This window comes from Thalassobacillus sp. C254 (genome assembly GCF_001310615.1).
This window is the reverse complement of the sequence record NZ_BAXQ01000013.1, coordinates 45,237-69,663: the sequence shown is the minus strand read 5'-3', so window position 1 is coordinate 69,663 and position 24,427 is coordinate 45,237. Positions and strand designations below refer to the sequence as shown.

25 protein-coding genes and 5 pseudogenes are annotated in these 24,427 nt (G+C 37.8%); 11 read left to right on the top strand and 19 right to left on the bottom strand.

Annotated features, from left to right (window positions below):
* Positions 1–72 precede the first annotated feature (72 nt).
* The gene (locus tag JCM19033_RS13175) at positions 73–1,470 is read left to right on the top strand and encodes a YheC/YheD family protein (protein WP_054636642.1); all 1,398 of its coding nucleotides are present in this window, start codon (positions 73–75) and stop codon (positions 1,468–1,470) included.
* A 190-nt stretch (positions 1,471–1,660) separates the two neighbouring features.
* Here the strand turns inward: JCM19033_RS13175 and JCM19033_RS28260 are convergent, their stop codons facing one another.
* From JCM19033_RS28260 to JCM19033_RS13165, 3 genes are all read right to left on the bottom strand, one after another.
* Complete coding sequence (locus tag JCM19033_RS28260; protein WP_374701241.1) at positions 1,661–1,819, bottom strand: YheC/YheD family protein; 159 nt, start codon at positions 1,817–1,819, stop codon at positions 1,661–1,663.
* 10 nt (positions 1,820–1,829) lie between these two features.
* Entirely contained in the window at positions 1,830–2,519 is a 690-nt protein-coding gene (locus tag JCM19033_RS13170; protein WP_083465442.1) for a YheC/YheD family protein, read from the bottom strand.
* A 380-nt stretch (positions 2,520–2,899) separates the two neighbouring features.
* A complete protein-coding gene (locus JCM19033_RS13165; RefSeq protein ID WP_054636640.1) occupies positions 2,900–3,172 on the bottom strand; it encodes an acylphosphatase in 273 nt (90 codons plus the stop codon).
* A 450-nt stretch (positions 3,173–3,622) separates the two neighbouring features.
* Between JCM19033_RS13165 and JCM19033_RS13155 the strand changes: the two genes are divergently transcribed.
* Both JCM19033_RS13155 and JCM19033_RS28255 read left to right on the top strand, forming a co-directional pair.
* On the top strand, positions 3,623–4,171 hold the full coding sequence (locus tag JCM19033_RS13155; protein WP_083465441.1) for a YheC/YheD family protein: 549 nt from the start codon (positions 3,623–3,625) through the stop codon (positions 4,169–4,171).
* 20 nt (positions 4,172–4,191) lie between these two features.
* Positions 4,192–4,440 (top strand): annotated as a pseudogene (locus tag JCM19033_RS28255) (YheC/YheD family protein); the annotation flags it as partial.
* A 254-nt stretch (positions 4,441–4,694) separates the two neighbouring features.
* On the opposite strand, the gene JCM19033_RS13150 reads toward JCM19033_RS28255, so the two are convergent.
* The 4 genes from JCM19033_RS13150 to JCM19033_RS13140 all read right to left on the bottom strand — a co-directional run bounded on the left by JCM19033_RS13150 (position 4,695) and on the right by JCM19033_RS13140 (position 7,298).
* Positions 4,695–6,044 carry a YheC/YheD family protein gene (locus tag JCM19033_RS13150; RefSeq protein ID WP_054636637.1) on the bottom strand — a complete coding sequence of 450 codons (1,350 nt, stop codon included), beginning with the start codon at positions 6,042–6,044 and terminating at the stop codon, positions 4,695–4,697.
* Between the two features lie 185 nt (positions 6,045–6,229).
* The gene (locus JCM19033_RS25885) at positions 6,230–6,361 is read right to left on the bottom strand and encodes a hypothetical protein (RefSeq protein ID WP_269758192.1); all 132 of its coding nucleotides are present in this window, start codon (positions 6,359–6,361) and stop codon (positions 6,230–6,232) included.
* A gap of 191 nt (positions 6,362–6,552) precedes the next feature.
* Positions 6,553–6,858, bottom strand: coding sequence for a YheC/YheD family protein (locus JCM19033_RS13145; protein WP_054636636.1), 306 nt, complete (start codon positions 6,856–6,858; stop codon positions 6,553–6,555).
* Between the two features lie 14 nt (positions 6,859–6,872).
* Positions 6,873–7,298: a YheC/YheD family protein gene (locus JCM19033_RS13140; protein ID WP_157049872.1), complete on the bottom strand. Its 426-nt coding sequence runs from the start codon at positions 7,296–7,298 to the stop codon at positions 6,873–6,875.
* A 269-nt stretch (positions 7,299–7,567) separates the two neighbouring features.
* On the opposite strand from JCM19033_RS13140, the gene JCM19033_RS13135 reads away from it, so the two are divergent.
* Positions 7,568–8,932: a YheC/YheD family protein gene (locus JCM19033_RS13135; protein ID WP_054636634.1), complete on the top strand. Its 1,365-nt coding sequence runs from the start codon at positions 7,568–7,570 to the stop codon at positions 8,930–8,932.
* An 89-nt stretch (positions 8,933–9,021) separates the two neighbouring features.
* Here JCM19033_RS13135 and JCM19033_RS13130 read toward each other — a convergent pair whose 3' ends face one another.
* From JCM19033_RS13130 to JCM19033_RS13100, 8 genes are all read right to left on the bottom strand, one after another.
* Positions 9,022–9,426, bottom strand: a complete 405-nt coding sequence (locus JCM19033_RS13130) for a YheC/YheD family protein (RefSeq protein WP_269758206.1) — start codon at positions 9,424–9,426, stop codon at positions 9,022–9,024.
* 11 nt (positions 9,427–9,437) lie between these two features.
* Positions 9,438–10,064, bottom strand: a complete 627-nt coding sequence (locus JCM19033_RS13125) for a YheC/YheD family protein (protein ID WP_054636632.1) — start codon at positions 10,062–10,064, stop codon at positions 9,438–9,440.
* A 45-nt stretch (positions 10,065–10,109) separates the two neighbouring features.
* The gene (locus JCM19033_RS28250; RefSeq protein ID WP_374701244.1) at positions 10,110–10,313 is read right to left on the bottom strand and encodes a YheC/YheD family protein; all 204 of its coding nucleotides are present in this window, start codon (positions 10,311–10,313) and stop codon (positions 10,110–10,112) included.
* Positions 10,285–10,851 carry a YheC/YheD family protein gene (locus JCM19033_RS13120; protein ID WP_054636631.1) on the bottom strand — a complete coding sequence of 189 codons (567 nt, stop codon included), beginning with the start codon at positions 10,849–10,851 and terminating at the stop codon, positions 10,285–10,287. The genes JCM19033_RS28250 and JCM19033_RS13120 overlap by 29 nt, the downstream gene beginning before the upstream one ends.
* Positions 10,852–10,887: 36 nt before the next feature.
* Complete coding sequence (locus JCM19033_RS22340) at positions 10,888–11,727, bottom strand: YheC/YheD family protein (RefSeq protein WP_198153505.1); 840 nt, start codon at positions 11,725–11,727, stop codon at positions 10,888–10,890.
* A gap of 529 nt (positions 11,728–12,256) precedes the next feature.
* Positions 12,257–12,421: a hypothetical protein gene (locus JCM19033_RS28245; protein WP_374701243.1), complete on the bottom strand. Its 165-nt coding sequence runs from the start codon at positions 12,419–12,421 to the stop codon at positions 12,257–12,259.
* A 25-nt stretch (positions 12,422–12,446) separates the two neighbouring features.
* The gene (locus tag JCM19033_RS13105; protein ID WP_198153504.1) at positions 12,447–13,064 is read right to left on the bottom strand and encodes a YheC/YheD family protein; all 618 of its coding nucleotides are present in this window, start codon (positions 13,062–13,064) and stop codon (positions 12,447–12,449) included.
* An 8-nt stretch (positions 13,065–13,072) separates the two neighbouring features.
* The gene (locus JCM19033_RS13100) at positions 13,073–13,396 is read right to left on the bottom strand and encodes a hypothetical protein (RefSeq protein ID WP_054636627.1); all 324 of its coding nucleotides are present in this window, start codon (positions 13,394–13,396) and stop codon (positions 13,073–13,075) included.
* Positions 13,397–13,719: 323 nt separating this feature from the next.
* On the opposite strand from JCM19033_RS13100, the gene JCM19033_RS13095 reads away from it, so the two are divergent.
* Positions 13,720–14,079 carry a Lin0512 family protein gene (locus JCM19033_RS13095; protein ID WP_054636626.1) on the top strand — a complete coding sequence of 120 codons (360 nt, stop codon included), beginning with the start codon at positions 13,720–13,722 and terminating at the stop codon, positions 14,077–14,079.
* A 692-nt stretch (positions 14,080–14,771) separates the two neighbouring features.
* Positions 14,772–16,031: pseudogene (locus tag JCM19033_RS13090) on the top strand (OFA family MFS transporter).
* 45 nt (positions 16,032–16,076) lie between these two features.
* Here JCM19033_RS13090 and JCM19033_RS13085 read toward each other — a convergent pair.
* Positions 16,077–17,242: pseudogene (locus JCM19033_RS13085) on the bottom strand (TraB/GumN family protein).
* A 196-nt stretch (positions 17,243–17,438) separates the two neighbouring features.
* Between JCM19033_RS13085 and JCM19033_RS13080 the strand changes: the two are divergent.
* The 3 genes and pseudogenes from JCM19033_RS13080 to JCM19033_RS13070 all read left to right on the top strand — a co-directional run bounded on the left by JCM19033_RS13080 (position 17,439) and on the right by JCM19033_RS13070 (position 19,906).
* Positions 17,439–18,176: an alpha/beta fold hydrolase gene (locus tag JCM19033_RS13080; protein WP_198153503.1), complete on the top strand. Its 738-nt coding sequence runs from the start codon at positions 17,439–17,441 to the stop codon at positions 18,174–18,176.
* Positions 18,177–18,220: 44 nt separating this feature from the next.
* A complete protein-coding gene (locus JCM19033_RS13075; protein ID WP_054636624.1) occupies positions 18,221–18,931 on the top strand; it encodes a hypothetical protein in 711 nt (236 codons plus the stop codon).
* A gap of 115 nt (positions 18,932–19,046) precedes the next feature.
* Positions 19,047–19,906: pseudogene (locus JCM19033_RS13070) on the top strand (YihY/virulence factor BrkB family protein).
* Positions 19,907–19,937: 31 nt separating this feature from the next.
* Here JCM19033_RS13070 and JCM19033_RS13065 read toward each other — a convergent pair.
* Entirely contained in the window at positions 19,938–20,744 is an 807-nt protein-coding gene (locus JCM19033_RS13065) for a hypothetical protein (protein ID WP_198153512.1), read from the bottom strand.
* A gap of 226 nt (positions 20,745–20,970) precedes the next feature.
* Between JCM19033_RS13065 and JCM19033_RS13055 the strand changes: the two genes are divergently transcribed.
* Positions 20,971–22,224 (top strand): erythromycin esterase family protein, encoded by a 1,254-nt coding sequence (locus JCM19033_RS13055; RefSeq protein ID WP_054636621.1) that lies wholly within the window; start codon positions 20,971–20,973, stop codon positions 22,222–22,224.
* A gap of 162 nt (positions 22,225–22,386) precedes the next feature.
* On the opposite strand, the gene JCM19033_RS25880 is transcribed toward JCM19033_RS13055, so the two are convergent.
* Both JCM19033_RS25880 and JCM19033_RS25875 read right to left on the bottom strand, forming a co-directional pair.
* Positions 22,387–22,806, bottom strand: a complete 420-nt coding sequence (locus JCM19033_RS25880) for a hypothetical protein (RefSeq protein ID WP_269758204.1) — start codon at positions 22,804–22,806, stop codon at positions 22,387–22,389.
* Positions 22,807–22,905: 99 nt separating this feature from the next.
* Positions 22,906–23,789, bottom strand: a pseudogene (locus JCM19033_RS25875) (NADP-dependent isocitrate dehydrogenase); the annotation flags it as partial.
* 411 nt (positions 23,790–24,200) lie between these two features.
* Here JCM19033_RS25875 and JCM19033_RS23530 point away from each other — a divergent pair.
* Positions 24,201–24,341 carry a hypothetical protein gene (locus JCM19033_RS23530; protein ID WP_157049869.1) on the top strand — a complete coding sequence of 47 codons (141 nt, stop codon included), beginning with the start codon at positions 24,201–24,203 and terminating at the stop codon, positions 24,339–24,341.
* Positions 24,342–24,427 lie beyond the last annotated feature (86 nt).

Here is a 24,427-nt window from a genome sequence, read left to right as displayed (position 1 = left end):
GGGCAGCTCAAAACTATAGGAGCAGCCCAACCTACATATTCACCCTATGGGCAAAAAAAGGAGTCATTCAATATGAATTCAAAACCCTTGATTGGTATGTTAGTAGATAAACTTACCCCTTTAACCAACTATGAAGCAGCTGAATCATTAGGTGTAAATTTGCTACTATTTAATCCGAACGGAATTAACTGGAAGAGAAAAGAAATTGAAGGATTGTTATTCGAAAAAGGCATGTGGAAAAAACAAATTTGCCCTTTCCCAGCAGTTGTGTACAACCGACGGTATTCTTCCAATTACGACATCACCTCTATCCTTGAATTGGCTATCGGCAAAGGGAAGGTTTTTAACAGTATTACTAGATTTAACAAAGGGGAAGTTTTTAGAGTTCTAAAAAACAGCTCAATTTCCAATTATTTACCGGAAACGTTTTTATACCAGAAGGAAAATGTTATAGATTTATTACATCTTTACCGTAACCTCATTTTAAAACCTGCTATGGGACACCACGGACGAGGAGTTTATTTTATTGAGCTGACAGTTGACTTTAAATACAGGTTGTTCTCTGCGATGTATAAGAACCTCTCGATTGAAAGGGAACACACTGATAAAGGTTCTACTACTGCGCCGCATAAGTATGTACATTTGCTAAACCAAAGTGAGAGGGTTGTAACTCCAGCCAAAATTAACACTTCTAATAAGGACACTTTTATTCATCAAGTAAATCAATTAATAGGTGAAAAGGAATATTTAATTCAGCAATTTATACCATTAGACCTCTTTGAACAGAAAATTTATGACATTAGAATGTACGTCCAAAAGAACAAGGAAGGAAAATGGACGATTTCCAATGGTTTCTGCAGAGTCGGCCAGAGTTACTCCTTTATAAGCAATATTTGTACTGAACTAAAAAGCTATCAAGATATATTAGAAGGAGATACCAAGCTAACTGTAAAGACACTAAATGAAATAAGAATGGTTAGTCTGTTGACTGCTCAGTCTCTTGAACGAGAACTGGGCCACTTAGGAGAAATCAGTGTAGATTTTGGACTCGATAAAGAGGGCAAACCCTGGATTATAGAAGTAAACGGCAAAACTCAAAAAAAATTCGTAAAGCAATTAAACAACCACAAATTAACCAGCGAAATTTATTTAAAGCCCATTGAATACGCAAAGTATTTAGCACTAAAGGAGACTGATTTCAGGAAAGCATTTTACGTCAAACAAATTGAACTACCTCCCTCCTCACTACGAGATAGTTCTTCTGGCAATCAGGATCTTGTTCCAATAAACAAGGCTGACATTGCCGATCTTATTAAAATTCATAGGATAGGAGAAAAGAGAGCACGACAAATAATTGAAATACGGAGGAAGAAGCCATTCACTTCTTATAAAGATTTACAAAAAATTAAGGGGATTGGCTCTTCATTTGTAAATGAAATCCAAAAGCAAGGTATTATTTCTTTTGACTAATACCTACTCTTTTTTGTGCGTCTAATGCAGCCATATGGAGATTTATTTTCCATGTATGAATAAATAAACGCCCAGTGTCCTTTCAGGTATTGTATTGCCTTTCAATACCAGCTGCTTTCATTAATCTTTCCTTTCAGCAAGGAGCTTTGCATATTGAAGCGGATTGAGAAAAGCTCTATCAATTGTTTTTTTATTTAGTACCCACATCGAATTTTTTTCCCGGTTTCGCATTGCACTCTATGATCCAAAGATTACCCCCTTGATCTATTCCAATATCTATGCCCATTTCACCAAAACGTCCATAAGATTCTTCTATTTTTTTAAATATGGTTAGGAGAAGTGACTCCAATTGTGTTTTCTTATCTTTTAACTTGTTTTCTTGTATAACCCATTTTGTGTATTAAAAAACGATCAAACGGATAAATAGTTGGTTTCGTTCGTGTATTGGTAATTGGTGAATTTTTAACCCCTATGCGCACAGAATGAGCTACACATTCAATTTCATCCTGACCATTCCGCTGGACATCGCACCGTAAATCAGCTACTTTATTGTTAACCCTAATAAGGTTAATTGACTTTTGTATAATAAAAGGTTTATTTTTAAAAAATTGTCTTATTTTTTTTAATAAACTATTAAAAGTTGAAACGTATCCTCTACTTAATTTTTTTCTTTTGTAATAGCTATATTGAAAACCCTTCCTCCTTTTTGTAACGATAAAAATCCCCAGCCCATTATTTTGAGTAAGTGATTTTAGAAAAAGACGACGACTTTCTCTTACCATTCTACTTAAGTCATTTCTATTCCGATAAAAAACTGTTTCAGGCAAATGAGGACGTAGTTCTTTGTACTGTTTTAGTTTTAGGTAGACGTCCCACTTATCAAAATAGTGTTGACTGTTTATCTTTGGGATCCCTAATCTATCAAAGGTGTTCCTTATCCTTTCCACTTTTGTATTTTTCATTAATTTAGAGACTCTTCGATTATAAAAAACATCCGGGTAAGGAAACCATTTCCTTTCCCATCTTTTAGATTTTTTATTAAAATACATTCCTCTGATTACTTTTTGATTAAGCTTAACATCTGTATCACCAAAAAAGTAAAGTTCCGTTTTTGCAAATTCATTTGCTTTTTTGAAGTCTTTTTATATTTCTACCAACCCTTTGTTTCCTCATTTTTCTTATTACATTTTGTTTGACATGTACACCTACATATATCTTCCTACTCGTTTTATTTAGGTTCATGCTAACGAACAACCCTTCTATGTTCTTTTGTTCATTATATTTCTTTTATAGTTGAGTAGTGACGTCTTATACCTATGTTCACTTGCATGGAAACGTTACCTTTGTTGCAACAAAAAAGACGGTGTTTTTAACGAAAGTTAAAGCACCGCCCAAGGGTAAAAGTAACCGTTTAAATATTGTGCCACGCTTATCTTCGGATCTCAAAATCTCTATAGTTTATTCGTCCTTTTATAGGTGAAACTTCTATGCTGTCTACCTTTGCCCTTTTTGGTCCAATTAATATTTTTCCTATAAACTGTCCTATTCTGCTAGGCAAACCTTGAACGATAATTTCAACCGTGCCATTTTCATTATTCCGTACCCAGCCTTTTATTCGATATTTTACGGCATTCTTCCTAGCGTATCTGCGAAAACCTACCCCTTGAACTCTGCCATAAACAAGAACTCGATATTTTTTCATACCATTAACCCCTTTTTACCTTTGTCATTTTAGTAAATGGGAGTAGGGGCAAAAAGGTGAAAACAAGATGATTTTCTAGAATGACATGAGCCGTGCTGCTATATCAAATATTTCATACTTTATATCAACTGGTTACAAAGGGGATGATCAAATATGGATCAGCCTAGCTTTTGGGCTCAATACGTAAGACCTGTAACTGTAGGGGTCTTGGTTAATAGTACAAAACAATTTAGAAAACAAAAACCGATAAGGACAATGAGATCGTTACAGAAAATAAATAGTAAATACAAAATAGCTACTCTTTATTTTTTTTCAAAACATGGGATAAAATAAAAAAAATAAAAAGATTAAGGCTTATTATTTTGATCAACATTCACTTGCATGGAAACGAAAAATATTTCCCTATCCTGATGTTCTTTATAACAGATTAGTAGGCTTTAATAGGAAAAAATACAAAAGCACTTCGCAAAAAGCTTTAAAAAGAGAAAGTGTTATTTTTTTAATCCTATAGGCCGATTTGATAAATGGCAAAGTTACCAAACCTTAAATAAAAATAAAGCATTAAGGCCTTACTTGCCACGGACAGTGAAATTTTCAAGCAGCAGCCTAAAAATTATGCTGAATAAATTTAAAAAAGTTTATGTTAAGGCGACACTAAGTGGTCAAGGAAGACATGTTTTCGAAGTAACCAAAAATACAACCAGTAAATATGTGTGTAAGTATTTTAAACAGAAGAAAACAACCTATAAAACAAAGAACTTTCGAGCCCTATTAAAAAAACTAAAACAATTATTAAACGGAAGAAAAGCAATTGTCCAGCAGGCCATCTATCTTCCAAACAAGAAAATTGATCTAAGAGTTGAGACTCAACGAAATAAGCATAATAATATAGAAGTGGTAGGTACAGGTGTACGAGTCGGTGATAAAAGCACTCCTATCCTGAATACTCGTTCCAAACCTAAGTTTTACGATATAGATTATTTTTTCACTAAAACTTAGAATACTCTTCAGCTAAATTATCAAAGTTCAAAAATGAGCTTCTTACCATCTCCCAAAATATTTTCTACAGTTTCGAAAAACAACACGGAACGTTTGCAGAAATTGGAATAGATTTTATTATCGATAAAAATCATAATATTTTTCTTCTTGAGTGTAATGCTACTCCTGGAAGAACCACTATTTATCACTCTTGTGATGAAAAGACATTTTCACAAGCTTTTATTAATATTTTAGAGCATGCAGTGTACAGAGCAAAAAATAAAAACTAGCCAATTTCTGGTAGATTAATAGGTTTAAACAATTAAAATAGTGATAATCCTCTCAAAATTACTACTATTACTCCTCTATTTACAATCCTAAATAATTAGATACATTAGAGACTATAAAAATTCAGTATAAGAACCTCCTTGGAGAAAGATTGTTCTTATACTGAAACATTCCTTATAAATATATTACCTCAATTTCTGGTTTACACGTTTTCTTTTCATTTTTTCTACCTCGCCGACCTCTGAATGACCAGGACTTAATTTTTGGTGTACATGTTCATCATACCAAAATCTTCGGTTAACGCACGGGCAAATGGTTCACCATAAAGCTCTTTTTGCTGTTGTTTACGTTTCGTTTCTACTCTCTCTTCTCTGTTCTGCTTTTGTCTGAAGTTATTCCTTCTCGAATACGTTGATTCTGGGATCTCGTTGTGAACCTCTTCGAGTGAACCTAAATCTTCTTCCTTTATTATGGAGGAATCCCTAGAGTATCCGTTTTCGTTAATGATGCTTGTTTCTTCAAGTATACGCCTATGATTATCAAACAGCTCTTTAAAATCAATACCAGGTGATTGACTAAATGTTTCTTCCTCAGATATCTCCTCTATTACTCTCACATCTTCTATTTTTTGTACTTCATCTTGTTTGGCGTTTTTATATTCTTTTTCAGTATTTTCTTGGTGAACTGCAGCTGGAACCGCACCTTTGTTTTCGCCTGATTGTTGAACTTCTGTTCCACTTTCTAGATTACTAGTAGCCACGACCTCTGTTTTAGTCTTTACGGTTTCTTTTTCAGCTGATGTTTCCTGCTCTTTTTGTTGGTATAATTCATACCGATACTGTGCAAATAAAATGATATTTGCCATCGCTTCTTGTAGCTTCTTCTCTCCATAAGCCTTTAATAAAGAGACTTTGGCACTTTGTGAATTACATTCAATAAAACGTATTTGCATATCCTTGGTTAAAGCAAAGTCAATCCCAATCTCTACAAATTCCCCATATTTATACTCTGTCTCTTTATAGGTCTTAAGCAAGAAGCGTTTGATTCTTTTACGCACTTTAACTCTTTCTTTTTTAGTAAGCTTTAGTTTTGTGAACAAATCATTTAGAGGTATGGCATTCGCGTGGGTGGTAATCGGTGAATTTTCCTGGCTCATTCGTGCACTTACCCCGGTGACCTGTACCTCGCCAGTAGTCTTCCTCTGTAACTCTGCCCGCAAGTCAACCCGTCTATTATCTATTTCTAATAAATCAATGCCTTCTTGAATCATGAACTTTTGGTCTTTATAAAATTCCTGGATAAAATGAAGTAAGTCATTTACATTTCCATACACCTGACTATAAACTTTTCGTTTTCTGTAATTATAATGGGTGCATTGAAATTCATTGCTGGGGAGATGCTCCACTCGTAATACATTTTTTCCTTTTCTTCCGATGACGCCCTTCAAATAAATGGTTTGATGTTTTTTTATCATGTAAAATAAATCTTCAGGATCGGTATACAACATTGTTTCCAACAAATATTTTTCTAATGATTTCACACTGCTGAAATAATTGTAGACTTCCCAATTCCCTAAAGAGGAGGGATTAATCAGGACGACTTCCATTTTTTTGCATTGATTAATAAAAGTTAGATACTGTTTTTGAAAGTTTTTTGAAGCCCCCCACGCCGAAATAAAAGGTCTGGATAAGGAAATTTATCTGTTTTCCACGCATTGTCCTTGAAATCAAAATAACATCCCTTGATTTCTTTTTTCTAAGATTCACTGTGTTTATGGAGAAAAAAATAAATTCAGTTTTCTTCTTTATTTGCTTCTGCCAGCAATTTCAAGCGGTAATGAGGTGTATTATCAGCTAGGCCTTTCCAGGCGTTATTGGATACTAAAACCCCAAGAAGCCCCTTTGTTGTTTTCTTTGCAGTCAAGGTGCGTCACCCTTTCTTCTGTAGCATGCTCATACATATCATATTAAAAAATATGGAAAAGGTGAGTAAGTAACATGTAGCTTGACACGTTGATAAATAAAAAAGCAGGCACATGCCTACGGAGATATAATATGAAGAAATATTAAACAAGAGAAAAATTCATTTGTCATGGCTATGCTCTATTATATGAGTCACTTCCTTCTTTTATTAGCTTTGTTTCTTTGATACTTTCTCACTTTTCTTTGCTGGTTTTCCGAGAAACCTTTTAATAAAGGTTTCCTATTTATCTCCACTATATAAATGGTACCCTCTTCGGTAATCCCTATATCTATTCCAAAAATTCGTTTGTTTGGGTAATGCCAAGTTAGTGCTTCAGCGGCTAAGACAGCTACTGACTTTAAGCGTTCTAGTAAATTGGCTGAAGGCGGCAAAGACCATTTTTCTGCAGCTTCATAATAGGAAAGTATGCTTGTGCTTTGACTAGCATTTGTGACCATTTTACCCTCACCTGCTACTCTGAATTTATACGCAGTTGCCACCCAGGGAGAGCGTGTGTCCTACGCTGTGTTATTACTCTTGCAACAAATGGTCGGCCTTCAATTTTAGCTAAGTTAATGTACTCCTGAATAATAAATGGAATATTATTCGCTTTCACTGCTATGAAATCAAAGACTTTTTCTCTTGTAGGGAAGTAGAACTTTTCATCGTTAATCTGCACAATATATTTATTTTCTGCTCGCGAAATAAAGTAAACATTACGTGCTTTTAAACTATCATTTGGCTTTACCACGATTGAATCGCACTTAGATACCGCGCGAAAAAAATTCCATTTGCTCCAGTGTTCTGTATATAACATGTAAGGAATAAGACTGCTGTTTTGGCTCAATGCCAGGTACATCTTTTCCTTCCCCTTACTCTTCATTTCTGTTCTTCCCACCTTTCTAACTGCAGAGTTGGAACAAATACTTTTCTACCCATACCTTTTCTCCTTATTTTATGCAAAACCATTTTGTTTGGTTGGACGAGTTACATAGGAAAAAATTTAATACAAGGAATATAAATAAGATGAACATTTTAATAAAAGTCATCTATGCTTCTAAAGGTTCATATCCTTAAGGATATCTCCCTTCTCACCAACGATAAAAATTCTTTACTAAAATCTTTTCGACTATCATTGTAATAGCAAAGGTTAAGGAGGAAGTTCAATTGTTTATTAAATGGATTCTATCTCAAGGTTCTAATAACATTTTTATCTCACCGACATTTTTAAAAATTATTTGTCCTTCCTCAAAAACAATAATGTTTCATTTCGGCTCATGGAAGAGAAAACTGACTATCCAACTCGATGACAACCTTCCTGACAACACGATTGGACTCTCTCACACCCTGAAGCATGACATTTTCATTCCTGATGAATTGTTTTATGAAATCGAACATACACATGACAGTCTAAGGCTAGGACCTGTTATTTTATATTTAATATCCAGTCGATTAATCAACAAGCTGGATAAATTAAAGGAGCGAATTGAAAGGTATGTACCGCTAAATGGGCTCCTTATGCTCAGCACAAGTTCCTGGATTAATATAGAAAAGAAGACAATTGAGGGATATTATTTTCAAAGGAAAAAGGACAGAGGATCAACTTGGCAAAAAGGTACTTTTACTTATCCAGGAGCTATATTTAAAAGGGAAATTATTCCTCCTGAACTAAATGAAGTTTTATATAGAGAAACTGATGGAAAGGTGTTTAATTCTACGTTTTTCAGTAAGTGGGATATGTGGCAATGGCTTTCCACCGACAATATAATAAGAAAGCACCTTCCTTTTACCACAGAAACAAACTCATTTGCCGACATTCTTAAATACATTCACAGATATAAGTCTGTTTATTTAAAGCCTAAGCAAGGTTCGAGTGGACAAGGTATTATTGAAATTACAAAAGATTTCCCCTCTTATATAATTAGAAACAATGATAGTAAGGTATCTACAATAGAAGAGAGACTGCAAAACCATAATTTGCTTTACGGGTTGATTACAAAAGAAAAACCTTATCTTCTCCAGCAAAGTGTTGCTGTCAGACATCAATTAAGAAATGTTGACTTTAGAGTTTATATGCAAAAAGATGAGACACAACAGTGGAGGTGTACTGGTACGGCTGCCAGGTTTGCGCTTCCAGGAAGGATAACGACCAATCTCCAAAACCTCGATTATATTCTCCCAGGCAAAGATGCAATGAAAAAAATTTTTCAGTTAAGTGAAAATGAAAGTAAGACACTTGAGAAAGAAGTTGAAACGATATGTAAGAGAGCCTGTGAACTGATCGATCGGTATGGATGCTTTGGCGACATAGCAGTAGATTGTATTATAGACCACAATCATCATGTCTGGATTTTAGAAATGAATAAGAGGTATGGTTATCGAAGCTTTTCCTATTTGAACGACCCTGTTTTTTACGGAGAAATAATCAAAAACCCTTTTTTATTTGCCAGTTCCTTAGCAGGCTTTAGTGCTTACACAAAGGATCCAGAAACCTATAAAGGTAAGAAGTTAAATACACACTTTTCAATGTGATGGGCCAAGGAAAAATGGTTGTTGTTGAAAAAGACAGCTAAAAGCCCCGATCATTCTCCAATTAGTGTGATACGGGGCTGTCTTTTCAGCTATTTTGCATTTCTTTTATAATACCAAACAACATATCCAAAGGGGGCACGGTGGTGCTTGCTGTTAATCCTGCCTCTGAAAGGCCTAAAGTTTGCTTCTATGAGCCAGATTTTTTCATCTTTATCTACTGCAAGGTCCAGCCCCAAATCAATGACCTGAGGGTACTTTTCTTCCAAGATTTTGGCTATTTTGATGCTTGCGTTTTTAATTTCTTCTCTCGTTTCATCACTTATCAGCGGCTTTAAGGAAAACTTCAGACGCCCCCCCTGATCTTTGTTCGTGACAGTTACACATTTATCTGCCAGACGAGCATAAAATCCAATCACTTTCCAATGACCTGTTTTGGTTTTTTGAGGAGAGACCCTGAAATCAAATTTTTTCCCATTGTATTGTTTACTGTCAATTCCTTGCTGAACTACAAACGATTTGGAGAAGCAAATCTGGCACGGTAATATTTATACAGTTCTTTTTTTGGTATCTTTTTTATCGTTTCTTTTGTGTTATACACATGGGAAATAGTATAGGCATTGTCACCTTTTTCTACTACATATATATTGTTCCCCTTGCAGCTTCGTTTTCTTTTTATATACACCTTCTCATAGCGGTCTGCCATATCTTTCATTTTTGCGTATGAAAGCGTGTGGGTTTCCGGTAACATAGGAGCAATCTCTTTTATTGAAGAAAAATACTCGTGATTTTTAAACTTATTTCTGTCTCTATTATTCATGACATTAAAGAAAATATAATTTTGCTTCCGGAGCAAAGTTACCTTTTTCCGTACCCTTTCTGAGTTTACATACTCAGTTCCAGGTTGAAGGTTTATTTTCGGAAGAGGAACCTCTTGTCTTACTAAACCTCCAGTCTTATATGAATAAACGAGAGCCTTCACAGTCTTTTCTTGCAGAGAGACACTGTTCCAGTTGTAAAAACACAAATCTACTTTGTGTTTCTTCGCCTGCTTTCGGTAGAAGTCCACTCTTTGCCTCGTTTTTTCGGGCAGGTTTTGTTTCCTGATTCCGGGAGACAAAACAATACCAATCATTTCTTTAGCTCCTTTTCCACATTCCTTTAGACCAAAAGTAAAGACTTAACTTCGCTGCTTATAAGACATAATTCGATTTATCTGCGATTTATCTTTAAGACTTCTAAATCCTCCTAATAAAGGCCAGCGATTCAGCTCAAATATATAAAGAGAGCCGTTTTCATTCATTCCAATATCTACACCAAAAATCCTTTGATTAGGAAAAGACCGTCCTAACGTTTTAGCTGCTAAAAGAGAAACATATTTGATTTCTTTTTACTTTCGTTTCCTTGTTGCTCTCAGGGAGGTTTATTTTTTTCAAAGCATCTTCTAGTGATAAGGCAGTCCCATGACGACGTCTGTTAGTCACCTTGTACCCCTTCCCGCCTTTTCTTACGAGAATGCCAGTTACCTCCCATGGATGACCTCTCGTTTTTCTTTGCACTATAATCCTAAAATCAAATCGCCTTCCATCTATTTTGGCAAGATTTATCTCTTGCTGGATAATAAACTCTCTTTTGCTTGCCCCTTTGTTTAAATGATCATAGACCTCCTGGGTAGTAGAAAAAACAACTTTCTTTTTATTTATCTTTACTATATATTTGGATCTTTCTTTTTCGACGAAATATATGCTTTGACCCTGTTTCCCATTATTTGGCTTAACGACTACCGAGTGATGCTTACTAAGCATCCTCACAAAATTTTCTTTATTCCATATTACGGTTTCGGGAAGGTATTTTTGGAGGTGAAGATTCTTATTCATAACCAGGTGCATTTTATATTTATTTCTTCCTCGAAGGATTTCCACTGTTTCTCACCCTCTCTTTCTTTATTGCACCTCCTTTTAGAAGGTTAAAGCACCTTCTCTCTCCTCAGCTTTTCTTGGCTCTTCCTCAACCTTTTTCTTGCCGATAAGGTATTTGGAATAAAGCAAAATATTTAACATCGCCCGATGTAATGTCTTTTTTCCATAAGCCTTCATTAAAGAAACCTTAGCGCTTTGGGAATTACATTCTATAAACTTGATTTCAAGGTCTTTGTTTAAAGCAAAATCGATTCCGATTTCGGCAAAATTTCCATATTTCTTTTCCGTTTCCTTGTATACTGTATACAAGAACTGTTCAATCATCTCTTTCAATTTAGGTCTTTCCGCTGCAGGGATTTTAATTACATCAAACAATTCATCGAGTGGAAATGCCTGAGAATGGATAGTAATGGGAGAATTTCTCTGACTCATTCTTGCACTGATTCCGCTGATATCTATTACCCCGTTTTCACTTCGTTGTAATTCAGCCCGCAAATCAATCCGCCTTTTTTTCACTTCCAAAAGATCAATTGCCTCTTGTATCATAAACCGTTTTCCTTTATAAAATCTTTCTATGAAAGGAATCATTTCAGCAAGGCTGTTGTATACCATTGTGTACACTCTTCCTCTGACATGATCATAATACTTACAGCGAAATTTCTTTGGTGAAAGCTTTTCAACCCTTACTACTTTCTGCCCTTTTCTCCCTGTTACCCCTTTCAAATAAATGGTTTTGTGCTTTCTGACCATATAGTATAAATCTTCCGGGTGATCGTACAAAATTGTCTGCAGTAAATAAGGCTGAAGGGATTCTACGCTGCTGAAATAATTGTATATATCCCAGTTGCCTAGTGAAGAAGTTGATAAATTTTGTATCACGCCTTTTACATTGTCTGATAAATACCCGATAGTTTTTTCTATTACTTTTATTAATCCCGCCTCGCCGATATAAAATATCAGGGTAAGGAAAGATTCCTGTCTTCCATTTCTTACTTAAAAAATCATAATAATATCCTTTGATTCTTTTATTTTTTAAGTCAATCATATCAACTGAAAAAAAGTATAAATTTAGGTTCACTTTTTTATTTGCCAGTGCTAGCTGCTTTAGCCGGTAATGAGGTTTCTTATCAGAAAAAGCTTTCATAGCTTTTTTTGAAGTTAAAACCCCGAAATGACCATGTAAACTTTTCAATGTGGTCAAAACCTTCACCCTTTCATCTTTAATATACTCATCCATAGCATATTAAGATAAAGGACGTAAGTAACGGCTAAACACCCGTTTTTCAACTAGTTAATAATCTTGTAGTCAAATGTGGGCAGGGATTATAAGAATACTAGGTAAATAACCATTTAGGAGGAGAACAAGAAAAGAACTAATGAAGAAGAGAAGAAAAGATAAATGTTGTATTTATCTTTTCTTCTCTAATTGAGGAAAGCCTGCTAAACTCATGGCATACAAAAAAGGAGTTCGCTTGACCTCAGGTGCAAGCCTGGGATCTTCTACCGGATAGACATGCCTGAGGTTCATCTCGAGGATCCACACGTGAAGCTTTTTATCTATAACAAAATCAATAGCAATATCGCCAAATTCGCCTTTTTTATCCAGCTTCGAACAAGCTCTTTTGCAAATATTTCACTATTTTCTTTTCTTGAATGGATGCTTTTTGTTCACTTAATTTATAAATTTGCTTTAAGGCTTCCCGGCCGTCCACCCAATAATCTAAGTGCCTCAAATTCGTAATAATGCTATCTGGTTCCGATATGCGAGCAGTTATACCAGACGATTTCCACTGCTTTTTCTCATTCTTTTGCATGTAAATTCGAAAGTCTATGTTTCTTGAGCCGTATTTGGTAGGCACCCCTTGCTGAATAAGGTAAGGCCTGGTACTCTTGAGCCGCTTCAGCAATCGTTCATAGTCCTCCAAATTTGAGACAATAGTTTTCTCCTTCCTATCGTCTGTTATTCGAATCCCGTCTTGATGTTGTTCAAGTTGAAGAATTCTTCTTCCTTCGGACCCTTTCACCGGTTTCATGTAAACAGAAGGAAAGCGTTTAACCATTTTCTTTACTTGCTCTAATGATTCTGCTTTTTCTGTATAAGGAAGGTGCTTTCTTATTCTCGCGTCAACAGACAGCCAATCCCACATTTCCCATTTATTAAAGAAATACGAATTAAATATGCGTCCTTTTGACCATTTGTAAAGATGCCTGTTCACTGGTGGTGTCAAATGGACCTTTTAAAAATAGCACCAGGATAAGAAAACGTGGCTTGTTCCCATTTATTTAATAAAGGATGAAAATAATACCCCTCTATTTTTTTTGTTTCAAGATTGACTCCTTCTTCTGCACATATACATATCAATCCTCTTACAGGGATGTAATTTTCAATCCGTCTTTGCAAATTAGACAGACGTTTATTCAACCTCTCATTTGTGTTAGCTGCAATCCATAGCACCATAGGACCCACATGAAACTCCCTCTCGGAAATTTTATATTCAAATGGTACATCCTCAGGAATGAAAACTTCATTTTTTAAATCATCTGTCAATCCAATGATGTCATTTGGAAGCGTATGATCAAAACGTAACGTAAGTTTTTCTGCCAGCTGCCAAAATGAAAATCAATTTTAGCAGGGTTTGCATTTATGTTATTCTGAAAACGTACTGGCAGATATATGCCCCTCCTCGTTTCTGAACAAACCCACTTCACTCTTATCATGTCAACCTCCCGCCGTTTTTTATTAATATATGAGTATCTAAAAAGCAGGAGTGGACGAAACACCCGTTTTTTTGGAACCTTTAAAAAAAGAATGTCCGGCATGAAAAAATGATAAAATAGGAAAAGTACTTTATAAAGAAGGAGATGCAGCAAATGGAACAAATCATGTTTATAGAAACCGGTATGGGGATCGATGTTCACGGTCAGGATATTACAACTGCATCGATCAGAGCGGTTCAAAATGCCATCCATTTTAATTCCATGCCTGGCATGAGGTCAGTCCTTCCGGATAAGGACATTAACAATATGAAAGTAAACGTTAAGCTTGCGATACCTTGTGATAAAGAGAAACTAGATTATGACAAGATCAAAGCCACCTTGCCATATGGGGCTGTTTCGGTTGAAGTTATGGATGGGGGGATGCTTACAACAAGCGGGATTGTTCTTGAAGATAAAGGGGACAGAAACGACTTAATGTACATCGTCGTTGCAAGTGTGGAGGTAGGATATTGAACTTCAGCTCATTTCGGGGTGAAAAGATAAAGCAGGTTTTCCTGTATTGAAACTGAAAACAAAAAGAAGGTCGCAAACCCTCTAATGGTTTGCGACCTTCTTTTACTCTCGTTACTTTGGGAACAACTCAACTTATCCGCCAAACCTATTTTAGTACTTTTTCCCTAAAATCAGCCCATTATGGCTATTTCTTAAAATCCTTCCTTTTCCTATTCATCAAAAATAAAAAGAAATAAAAAAGAATAATATGAAAGACGAAATAATATGAATGATCCTCTTTTTATGACAACGCTTACATAAAGTATAATACAACGCTTTAATATTATCAACACTTTAATGCAGATTATTTAGAAAATTTAGTCTAGTTTTCTTCTATCTATGTAAGTATTTTTCTAAGAAACCTTTTTGATTCTTTTTCCAATTACAGCGTTTTCATATAACAGTACTAAAGTTTTGCAATTTCTATTCCTTTTTTCCTATAATGTTTCAAAAAGTTAAATTCCCCTCTACAACAGTAGATTGAGCACTCGTTCACTATACAACCCGCTTCTATGCAAAAAAATTTCTGGTTCATAATTATAAAAATTATTTAATTTGTTTGATTTTTCTTTCAAATGAATGTATTGTAATATAGTGTAATAGTTAAGCGTTTTCATAACCTTTAAAACAACAATGAAATGAGGGAAAAAAATATGGAAGGAAAAATTAAAAACAGATGGTTAATGGCGTTATCGGCAATCGCTATTCAACTTTCAATAGGTGCGGCATACGCTTATAGTGTCTACATTACTCCCCTGGCAAATACGATGGCTGGTCTGCTTCTAATATCACGATTGCCTTTACCATTATGATGGGTCTTGCGGGTTCCTCTGCTGCATTATTTGGTACCTTTGTAGAAAAACATGGACCAAAGAAATCTGCTACTCTTGCTGCCGTCTTATTTGGGTTAGGACAAGCAGGTTCAGGGCTTGCGGTTGTCATTGACTCCCTTCCTCTTTTCTGGCTGACATACGGGGTATTAAGCGGTGTAGGTCTCGGGATTGGATACATTTCTCCTGTCTCCACTCTAGTAAAATGGTTCCCGGACCGAAGAGGACTTGCAACAGGGATGGGTGTATTTGGATTTGGTGCCGGGTCTCTTGCCACTGCTCCTATCGCTGCCTCCCTAATGGAAAGCGTTGGTATTTCATCTGCATTCTTTATCCTGGGCGCAGCATACTTCTTCTCATGATGCTGGGTGCTTCTTATATTGAGCCTCCTAAACCAGGCTGGATGCCAGAGGGAATGAAAAAGAGCATGGCTTCCGGTGAGAAAGTAGTGAAGAAAGATTTGGCACAGATGACAGCGAAACAAGCTGTTAAAACAAAGAGATTCTGGATGCTTTGGTCCATGATGCTTATTAACGTAAGTGCAGGGCTTATGATCATCTCAGTTGCTTCACCGATGGCTACGGAAATGGTTGGTCTTTCTGCAGCGGCAGCAGCAACTATGGTTGGTATTATGGGACTTCTTAACGGTGGCGGACGCCTTGCCTGGGCAGCTGCATCTGACTATATAGCCGCCATAATGTTTTCTTAATTTTCTTTACCATTCAGCTTGTTGCTTTCCTTGTTCTACCAAACACGACAAATGTAATCTTGTTCCAGGTTCTTATTTTCCTTGTTGTTTCCTGTTATGGAGGCGGCTTTTCAAACCTGCCGGCCTTTATCGGAGATATGTTTGGAACCAAACAATTAGGGGCTATTCATGGATACCTCTTAACAACCTGGTCTCTTGGAGGGGTATTAGGACCGATGGTAGTTTCCCAGATTAGAGAAACTACGCAAAGCTACATTCCAGTCTTCTATGTATTTACAGCCCTAATCATATTGGCTTTCCTGATTTCTATACTGCTTCGCAGAGATATTATGAAAGAAAGAGCTCAAAAACAACAAGAAGAAAAGATCGCTTAAGAACCACGAAAAAGCTTGCGCCCCATAGGCGCAAGCTTTTTTTAATTAAATGTTTTCAAGAAATACCCGGATGACATCTGCCCCTCCGATGATCGTTCCAAGGGTGCTTCCTATGTTTGTTAAAATGACAATCAGCAAGATCCTGGTTACTTTGTTATTCCAAAAGCCCTTTGCGGTTGATACATCATCTGCCAGATTTTCAAAGTCATCCACCTTTGGCCGGCGTAATGTAGCCTGAACAATTCCTGCAAACCAGCCTGCTGCCATTAAAGGATTGAGCGAGCTCAACGGAGCAATGAGAAATGCAGTTAAAACAGCTAATGGATGACCTAAAGCAATCGCTGCTCCAATGGCTGAAAAGCTTCCATTCCAGAGAATCCAGCTTAGCGTTTGATAAAGGCCCGCTGATGGGTTTGTATAAAAGGTATAAGCAATGATCCCTAAGATCAAAAGTGGAATCGCCCAGGCAATCATTTTAGGCACTTTTGATTTTGGAGGCACCTCATCCAGTTTCTTTACATCCTGCTCGTTGTAAAGCTCCTTTTTAATTCCAGGAACATGAGCTGCCCCTAGAACGGCTACGACCTTATCCCCTGGAGCTTCTTTGATTTTCTGTGCTAAATACTGATCCCTCTCATCAATCAATGGTTTTTTAATTTAGGAAAGGATTTCGTAAATTCATCGAGAATCGCATTTAACGTATCCTGGGTTTTCATCTTTTCAAGCTCTTCTTCCGAGATGGTATCTTTATTAAATATACTTGAAGTAATCAGCACCATGAGTTTTGCTTTTCCTCCAAGTCCAATACCATGCCAGATTCTCGCGAAGGTCGTCTGGATATTTCTGTCTGCCAGCACTAATTCAGCGTCTATTTCCTTAGCCGAGTCGATCCCTTGAATCATTTCCTGACCGGGCTTAATCCCAAACTGTTTAGCCACCCTTTTTTGAGAAGAAGATATGACAAGGTTCATAAGAAGCAGAGTAGCCTTCTTTTCTTTTATAACCTTAAAAATGTCCATATCTTTCCACTTATTAGGATCCTTAATTGATTGATACCTGCCTTCATCAAGCTCTACACACACTGAATCAGGCTTTTCCTCCTCAATCACTTCTTTTACCTGTTCCGCACTTTTTTTCGAGACATGAGCTGTTCCTATTAGGATCAGCTCCTTACCGTCAAGATTAATTCGAGTAATGTTTTCTTCCGTCATATGTACCTTCCTTTTACACAGTTCGTTAATAGTCTTCATGATAAAAGAAATGCTAGCCCTATCATATCATGTGCAATCTAAGAAGTATTCCCTTGTGCCTGATTTCTTTGAAAACCTCTCTTGTCGAGCAATCTGCATTGCTGCACAGAATAAAGTGCATACTAAATTTACATTTTTGGTAAAGGAGAGAAAAGGAATGCTTCACTATTACAGACGGGGAACTGGAGACCCCCTTCTCTTACTCCATGGTTTTTTAAGTACGAACCGGGTATTTGATAAAATTATTCCCGAATTGGAAAAAAAATACGATATTATTGCACCCGATCTTCCAGGGCATGGAAAATCTTTATATAACGGTGAGGAAACAATAGATGAATACAAGGATGCAATCATTGAGCTCCTCCACTCTTTAAACATAAAAAAAGCCACATGGGCAGGTCATTCAATGGGGGGATACATAACCATGGCTGCTGTGGAGAAGGCTCCTTCCTTCGTGAAAAGGGCGGCTTTTCTATACAGCTCACCAGCAGCTGACACAGAGAAAGACAAAGAACAGAGGGATCAAAATATTCAGCTTATCCAAAACCAGGGTCTTCAGGTTTTTATTAATCAAAAGATCCCGGATTATTTCAGTTTTGATGCCGATCCACAAGCCATGAAAGAAGCTTTTCATCACGCCAAACAAGCGACAAAAGAAGGGGTTATTGCAGCAATCCAAGCCATGAAGAACAGAAAGGAACAAGTAACAGTAGTGAACGAGGCCCCTCTTCCCCTGCTGTTTATTGAAGGAAATAAAGACCTGGTGGAACAGCCCTTTCCTGTTTCCTCTCGCTGGGTAGAAAAAGCGAAGACAGAGTCTTCACATATGGGCATGCTTGAAAACCCTGAAGACTTTTTAAAGAAGTTAACAAGGTGGCTTGTTGCAACCTATTAAAAACCCCCCTTCACCATTCCAAAATTAATGTATGGAGGATAACGATGATTATTGACGCACAAAAAGAACCACTTCCTTCTGAGGATCCTCTTGGGATTCTTTTGCTCGATACAAACGTCCCATATCTTCCAGGTGATATAGGTAATGCTGAGACCTTTTCTTTCCCTGTTGCTTATAAAAAAGCAGCTGGAGTCACCGTACAATCCATGTTTGATAACAATCATTGGGCTTATACAAAAATTCTCAAGACAAGCCAGGACCTTATTCAAGAAAGCGGTGTGAAAGCTATTACAGGAAACTGCGGATACTTTCAGCTTTTTCAAGAAGAGCTTGCCAGGGACGTATCCGTGCCTGTTTTTTTATCGAGTCTGCTTCAGCTTCCCCTTCTTAAAAAGCTAACATCAGGCCCGGTAGGTATTATCACCGCTGAATCCTCAAGGATGAATGAAAACTTTTTACGAAGTCTTGATTTCCCGTTCAGTCAGGCAAGGATTATAGGAATGGAAAACAAGCGGCATTTCAGGGAAACGGCCATTAAAGAAAGTGGGTTTCTTGATTCAGAAGAAGTCAAAAGGGAGCTATTAGAAGTTGTAGAGGAACAGCAGACAACATCCCCTGATCTCTCTATCATTCTATTAGAATGCAGCTTGTTGTCTCCTTATGCGAAAGCTGTTCACGAAAAAACGAAGCTTCCTGTCTTTGACTATCTTACGCTGATAAATTTTATCCACGCATCAGTAGTCAAGAAAACATAAAAGAAGAGCGAGCCCTCCCCTCCACTTTTTCTTTCCCCTTTTTGTGACAGACAAGGTTAATCCCATACATAACCGGGGATAGAACAACAAGCAGAGGAATGGAAGGGAGGAAAACATGAAGAAGGTTATTTCTTTTGGGAAAGAGCTTTTCCGGGAATTTTCTAACGATAATGTCCCGCTGCTTGGGGCTGCTCAAGCCTTTTATTATTTACTGTCAGTGGTTCCTATGCTTATTCTGATCATCTCCATATTGCCGTATTTAAACATTGATCCGAGTGGGCAATAGGAGTTATAGAAAATATGATGCCTGAGGAAACGGCAGAGATCTTTCATGATCAAATTGTCAGTGTAGTTACAGAGCCTCGAGGCGGCCTTCTCACTGTAGGAATCATTGGGACCATTTGGTCGGCGTCCAATGGAATCAACGCCTTTATCAAAGCTCAAAATGAAGCTTATAACGTGGAAGAAAGCCGTTCTTTCATTAAAGCAAGGCTCGTATCCATAGCCTTAACATTTGGTATGATTTTTGCGTTTGTCATCGCTCTTCTTCTACCCATTTTTGGTGATGTCATCATTAACTTTATCAATTCATTAGTCAACCTGCCAAGCGAAACTGAAATTCTCTTTCGAGTGCTTCGCTGGGCATTCAGCATTACCGTGATTGCTGCAATTCTGGCAGCCTTGTATCATTTTGCCCCTAATAAAAAGATACCATTTACGCATGCGATCCCAGGGGCGTTGTTTGCAACGATCGCCTGGCAGTTAACTTCACTCGGTTTTTCATTTTATGTAAGCAACTTCGGCAATTACTCTGCAACCTATGGAAGTCTTGGCGGCGTTGTGATTCTCATGTTCTGGTTTTTCCTCACAGGGATTATTCTCGTTATTGGTGCAGAAATCAATGCAGTGCTTCACAGAAGAAAAACTCAGGATATTTCTCACCAAGAAAGCGAGAAGACAAGCCTACAGCAATAGAGCAGCCATTTAGCTTGGCTGCTCTTTATTTTTAATGAGACGGTATATATATTGGGTTTTCAGTAAAAAGGTTTCGCAGCCACTGCTCTCCCTCGTTCGGGAAGGAGGCTACAAATTCCTGCCCAATGCCTGTTGAAACCGTACATTTTTCTTTCCCAAGTTCCCACGTTTTCTGATGAACCTGGCTTACATTTTTATAAAGAAAAGAGGGAAGCTCCCATGTACCTGGCTTTTTATTCAAAGCTGCAGATAAGCAAAGACTTGAAGACAACTCAGAAAAATAGCCGCACCCTGGGATACCAAGATCCTCAAACAGCCATTCATCAGGCAGAAAGATATAATTTAGTTTCTGAAACGTCTTTTCATACATATGAGGATGATGCTGTATTCCGAATTCCTCCAATTTGGGAAGTGCTTCTTCAAATGTTTCAATTCTATGCTTCACCTTCATCCACCCGTAAATAAAATGTCCTTTTTCTTTGCTGCCTACAGCTTCAAAGCCTCCAAAGAAAAGAAAAACATCTCCTTCGCCTACTCGTTTCTTTTGCAGGTGCGGAGCAGCATTAGTCTGTCCAAATGCCCTTCCAATTGTCTTGCTGTTAGTGTCAACGATCCACGGTGCAGGCCCAAGCATGGGGTCAAAATGGGTATAAGAATCATACACATTTCCAAACTCTTTATTTTTTAATTTCAGCTTTGATTTCTTTTTCCAAGATTCATAGATATCGCTTAATGTTGTTCCAGACAAGCCTGGAAGGTAATCTTGTTTGACAGAAACATCCTGGTAACGAATGGTATGGGCGTATTTATTGTTTCTTTCTGGAATCGGGTACCATATATATCTCCCGGTTTTGGATCATAAGGTGAAAAAGTACCTCCGCTCCCTGAGTCCATCCCTTTGCGACTGAGTATAAGGTTCATACTATTCCTCCACTTTTTTCATTAGTGTACCATTCTTACCTATTACGTCTGGACTTGATTATATTTGTAATGATAAGGGAAATAAATAACTCATATGAATCTTTCGCTACCCGTCATACTATGAGGAAAGTGAGGCGAAAAAGATGCAAAAAACCAACCAGGTTGTTGATCATATTAAAAAGTATTCGAAAGCCTTTGAAAAAGCAGAAGACCTTCAGCCGCTGATTGAACAAGCTGCTAAAGCAAAATATGTGCTTTTAGGGGAAGCCTCTCACGGTACGTCTGAATTTTATACTCTTCGCAGTGAAATCACCAAAAGGCTGATCAAAGAACACGGTTTTTCCTTTGTCGCTGTGGAAGGTGACTGGCCTTCTTCCTTTGAAGTAAACCGTTATGTAAAGGGATACGCTGCAGAATACAAGAATGCCAAACAAGCCTTATCTTCCTTTCAACGATGGCCTTCCTGGATGTGGGCAAATGAGGAAGCGGCAGAACTTGCTGAATGGCTAAAGAACTTTAATGTGAATCATAAAAGAAATGAAGAAAAGGCGGGATATTACGGGCTGGATTTATACAGCTTGTGGGAATCCATGGAAGCCATTTTGAACTACCTCTCCAAAAATAGATCAGAGGATGTGGATCAGGCCAAAAGAACTTTTGAATGCTTTGAGCCATTTGACAGAAAAGCTGAAAGATACGGAATTTCCGCTGCTTTATACGGTCAGGATTGCATGGAAGAAATGCTTGAGCTGCTGCAAACCATTCACGAGAAAAAGGAAACATACGATAATGAGCCAGAAGCTTCCTTGAATATGGAAATCAATGCGATGGCAGCAAGCAACGCCGAGAATTACTACCATACGATGATCACAAGCGACAATGAATCCTGGAATATTCGTGACAGACATATGACAGAGGCCCTGCGCAGCATTTCCCGTTTTTACGGGAAAGAAGCCAAGGGTGTAATTTGGGAGCATAATACTCATATTGGGGATGCCCGGGCTACCGACATGGCTGATGAAGGAATGGTGAATGTAGGACAGCTTCTTCGTGAGGAATACGGAAATGAAAAAATCTATGCCATCGGTTTAGGAACCCACAGAGGATCGGTAACTGCTGCAAGAAAATGGGGAGAACCTGCGGAAGAAATGACAGTTCCAGAAGCAGTGGCTGGAAGCTGGGAAGATCTTCTGCACCAGGCGGGAGGTTACGATAAATATATTATGTTCACTAATGAAAATCGTACATTCTTTCAAAAGTCTATTGGCCACCGGGCCATTGGCGTGACCTATAATCCTTTAGTCGAGCATTTAGGAAACTACGTCCCATCCCGACTGTCAGACCGTTACGATGCCTTTATCCATGTAGAAAAAACCAATCCCCTCTCCCCTATTTAGGTGCCTGGCACCCTCGTGCGTTGTAATATTACTTTCCCTTTACACCAGGGATTCTCTCCTGGTTTTGTTACAGCCAGCCGTCGGTGCCTGGCACCATCGCAAGTTGTAACATTACAAATAAGCCGGGGAATCATTTCGCTCCCCGGCTTTCCTTCTGCTATCTTATTTTTTGGCTTCTGAATATCCAATATTTCCATCAAAGCTGTACAAATTCTCAACCTTAATCCAATCCAGGCCAGCTTCAGTAATTCTGTTTAGCAGAGCCATGATACTTTCTTTATCTGTCTTACCATTCGCAGCAGTCGGTAAAAAGCGGCACCGCCAGTGATCCGTGGTAAATGTCTCCGTAAAGCCGCCAGGATACGCTTTCACCCCACGATTCGTAATAATCGCAAGCTCAAAATCCGAACCAGCAGCCTCTTCCAAAGTGGTGCCAATCTCATCAGGTAGATGGGTATTATTAAATAAAAACACATCCACTCCCTCTAGTTCGCGTGTAATTGAGGTATCAGCTCTGTCTTTCGCTTTGGGAGATACTTTGTATTTGTTTTCTTTTTTATCTTCATTCTTTACATACGTCATTGGCTTAATCGTTTCGGGTTTCTCGCCAAGGCGTTTGATGACCGCATCAGCGAATTCACTAGTTCCAACGAATGGACCGCCCTTGGCGATGTCACCTGTATATATTCCGTCCTCCAGGGTCTTAAACCAAGCATTATGAATTTTAGAGGCTGTTTCAGGCTGTCCTATATGCACAAGCATTTGAATCGCCCCATGCAGAAGTCCTGACGGTTGGCAATTCCTTTTCCTGCAATATCCGGGGCACTTCCGTGGATCGCCTCAAACATGGCACTTTCATCTCCAATATTAGCCGAGCCGCCCAGTCCTACACTTCCTGAAATTTGTGAAGCGATATCTGAAGCTATGTCGCCGTATAGGTTAGGCATGACCATCACATCAAATGCTTCAGGAGAATCTGCTATTTTTGCAAGTCCGATATCAACAATCCAATGGTCTGTTTCGATGTCTTCATACTCTTTTGCCACTTCATCAAATACCTTGTGAAACAAACCATCTGACAGCTTCATAATATTGTCCTTGGTCACACACGTTACTTTCTTTCGATCATTTTGCCTTGCGTATTCAAATGCATGGCGGATTATTCTCTCAGAACCGGGTCTTGTGATTAACTTTAAGCTCTGCACCACTTCAGGAGTCTGTTGATGTTCAATTCCAGTATATAAATCTTCCTCGTTCTCCCTTACTATGACAAGATCCATATCCGGGTGATTGGTTTTTACAAAAGGAGAGTAGGACATCGTCGGACGTACATTGGCATATAGTCCCAGGGTTGTACGAATGGTAACATTAAGACTTTTATACCCTCCACCCTGGGGCGTTGTAATCGGCGCTTTTAAAAAGACTTTAGTTCTTCTCAAGGAGTCCCACGCTTCGTCAGGTATTCCACTTGTATACCCTTCTAAATAAGCATCCTTTCCAATATCTATGACTTCTGGTTCAATTTTTGCCTCTGCTTTTTCAAGAATTTTAAGAGTGGCTTCCATAATTTCAGGTCCTATGCCATCTCCATATGCTACGGTAATTGGTGTTTTTTCCATAGAATAACCTCCTCATATACAATGATCCTTTTTTCGCCCTCAAAGTTCCGGTAAAATCTTCCCTCTCTTTACCATTACCCCTAATCCTTGCTCCTAATCATCAGCTTCTCCAGAGAAACCGTACATTTTTCTTTTTTGTCCAAAGAAACCGATAAAACTGCACCATTACCCAATTTCTGTTAAAAAAATTACTATACTTTTCATTTAATTGTAAATTTTAACTAGATTTTGTTCGTTTTATAGCATAAAATAACATTATATCCAACCAAAGTAACAGCAAAATAAAGACATCCATGAGAAAAGACATGCCCTTAATCCCCTTCAAAAAACAAAAACTTTGATGAAAGGATGAGAAGAGTGGAAACAACAGAAGAGTTCAAGGAAAACTTGTCTAAGGTTGATCCTGAGTGGGTGTCTCTTATGATACAAGCGAAAAAAGATGGCATCAGAGCAGACGAGGTTCGTGCTTTCATACTTAGCTGCCAAAGAAACAAATAAAATGTGACTGCACTTGCTGGTTCTTACATTACAGCAAGTGTTTTTTATTCTTTTCATTCTATATATAGAACATTTCACTAGACTCT

Coding starts and splice junctions, on each gene's coding strand:
- JCM19033_RS13175 (WP_054636642.1), top strand. CDS start 73: ATGAATTCAAAACCCTTGATTGGTATGTTAGTAGATAAACTTACCCCT.
- JCM19033_RS13170 (WP_083465442.1), bottom strand. CDS start 2,519: ATGTATTTTAATAAAAAATCTAAAAGATGGGAAAGGAAATGGTTTCCT.
- JCM19033_RS13165 (WP_054636640.1), bottom strand. CDS start 3,172: ATGAAAAAATATCGAGTTCTTGTTTATGGCAGAGTTCAAGGGGTAGGT.
- JCM19033_RS13150 (WP_054636637.1), bottom strand. CDS start 6,044: ATGGAAGTCGTCCTGATTAATCCCTCCTCTTTAGGGAATTGGGAAGTC.
- JCM19033_RS13145 (WP_054636636.1), bottom strand. CDS start 6,858: ATGGTCACAAATGCTAGTCAAAGCACAAGCATACTTTCCTATTATGAA.
- JCM19033_RS13125 (WP_054636632.1), bottom strand. CDS start 10,064: ATGATTGGTATTGTTTTGTCTCCCGGAATCAGGAAACAAAACCTGCCC.
- JCM19033_RS13095 (WP_054636626.1), top strand. CDS start 13,720: ATGGAACAAATCATGTTTATAGAAACCGGTATGGGGATCGATGTTCAC.
- JCM19033_RS13080 (WP_198153503.1), top strand. CDS start 17,439: ATGCTTCACTATTACAGACGGGGAACTGGAGACCCCCTTCTCTTACTC.
- JCM19033_RS13075 (WP_054636624.1), top strand. CDS start 18,221: ATGATTATTGACGCACAAAAAGAACCACTTCCTTCTGAGGATCCTCTT.
- JCM19033_RS13055 (WP_054636621.1), top strand. CDS start 20,971: ATGCAAAAAACCAACCAGGTTGTTGATCATATTAAAAAGTATTCGAAA.
- JCM19033_RS25880 (WP_269758204.1), bottom strand. CDS start 22,806: ATGACGTATGTAAAGAATGAAGATAAAAAAGAAAACAAATACAAAGTA.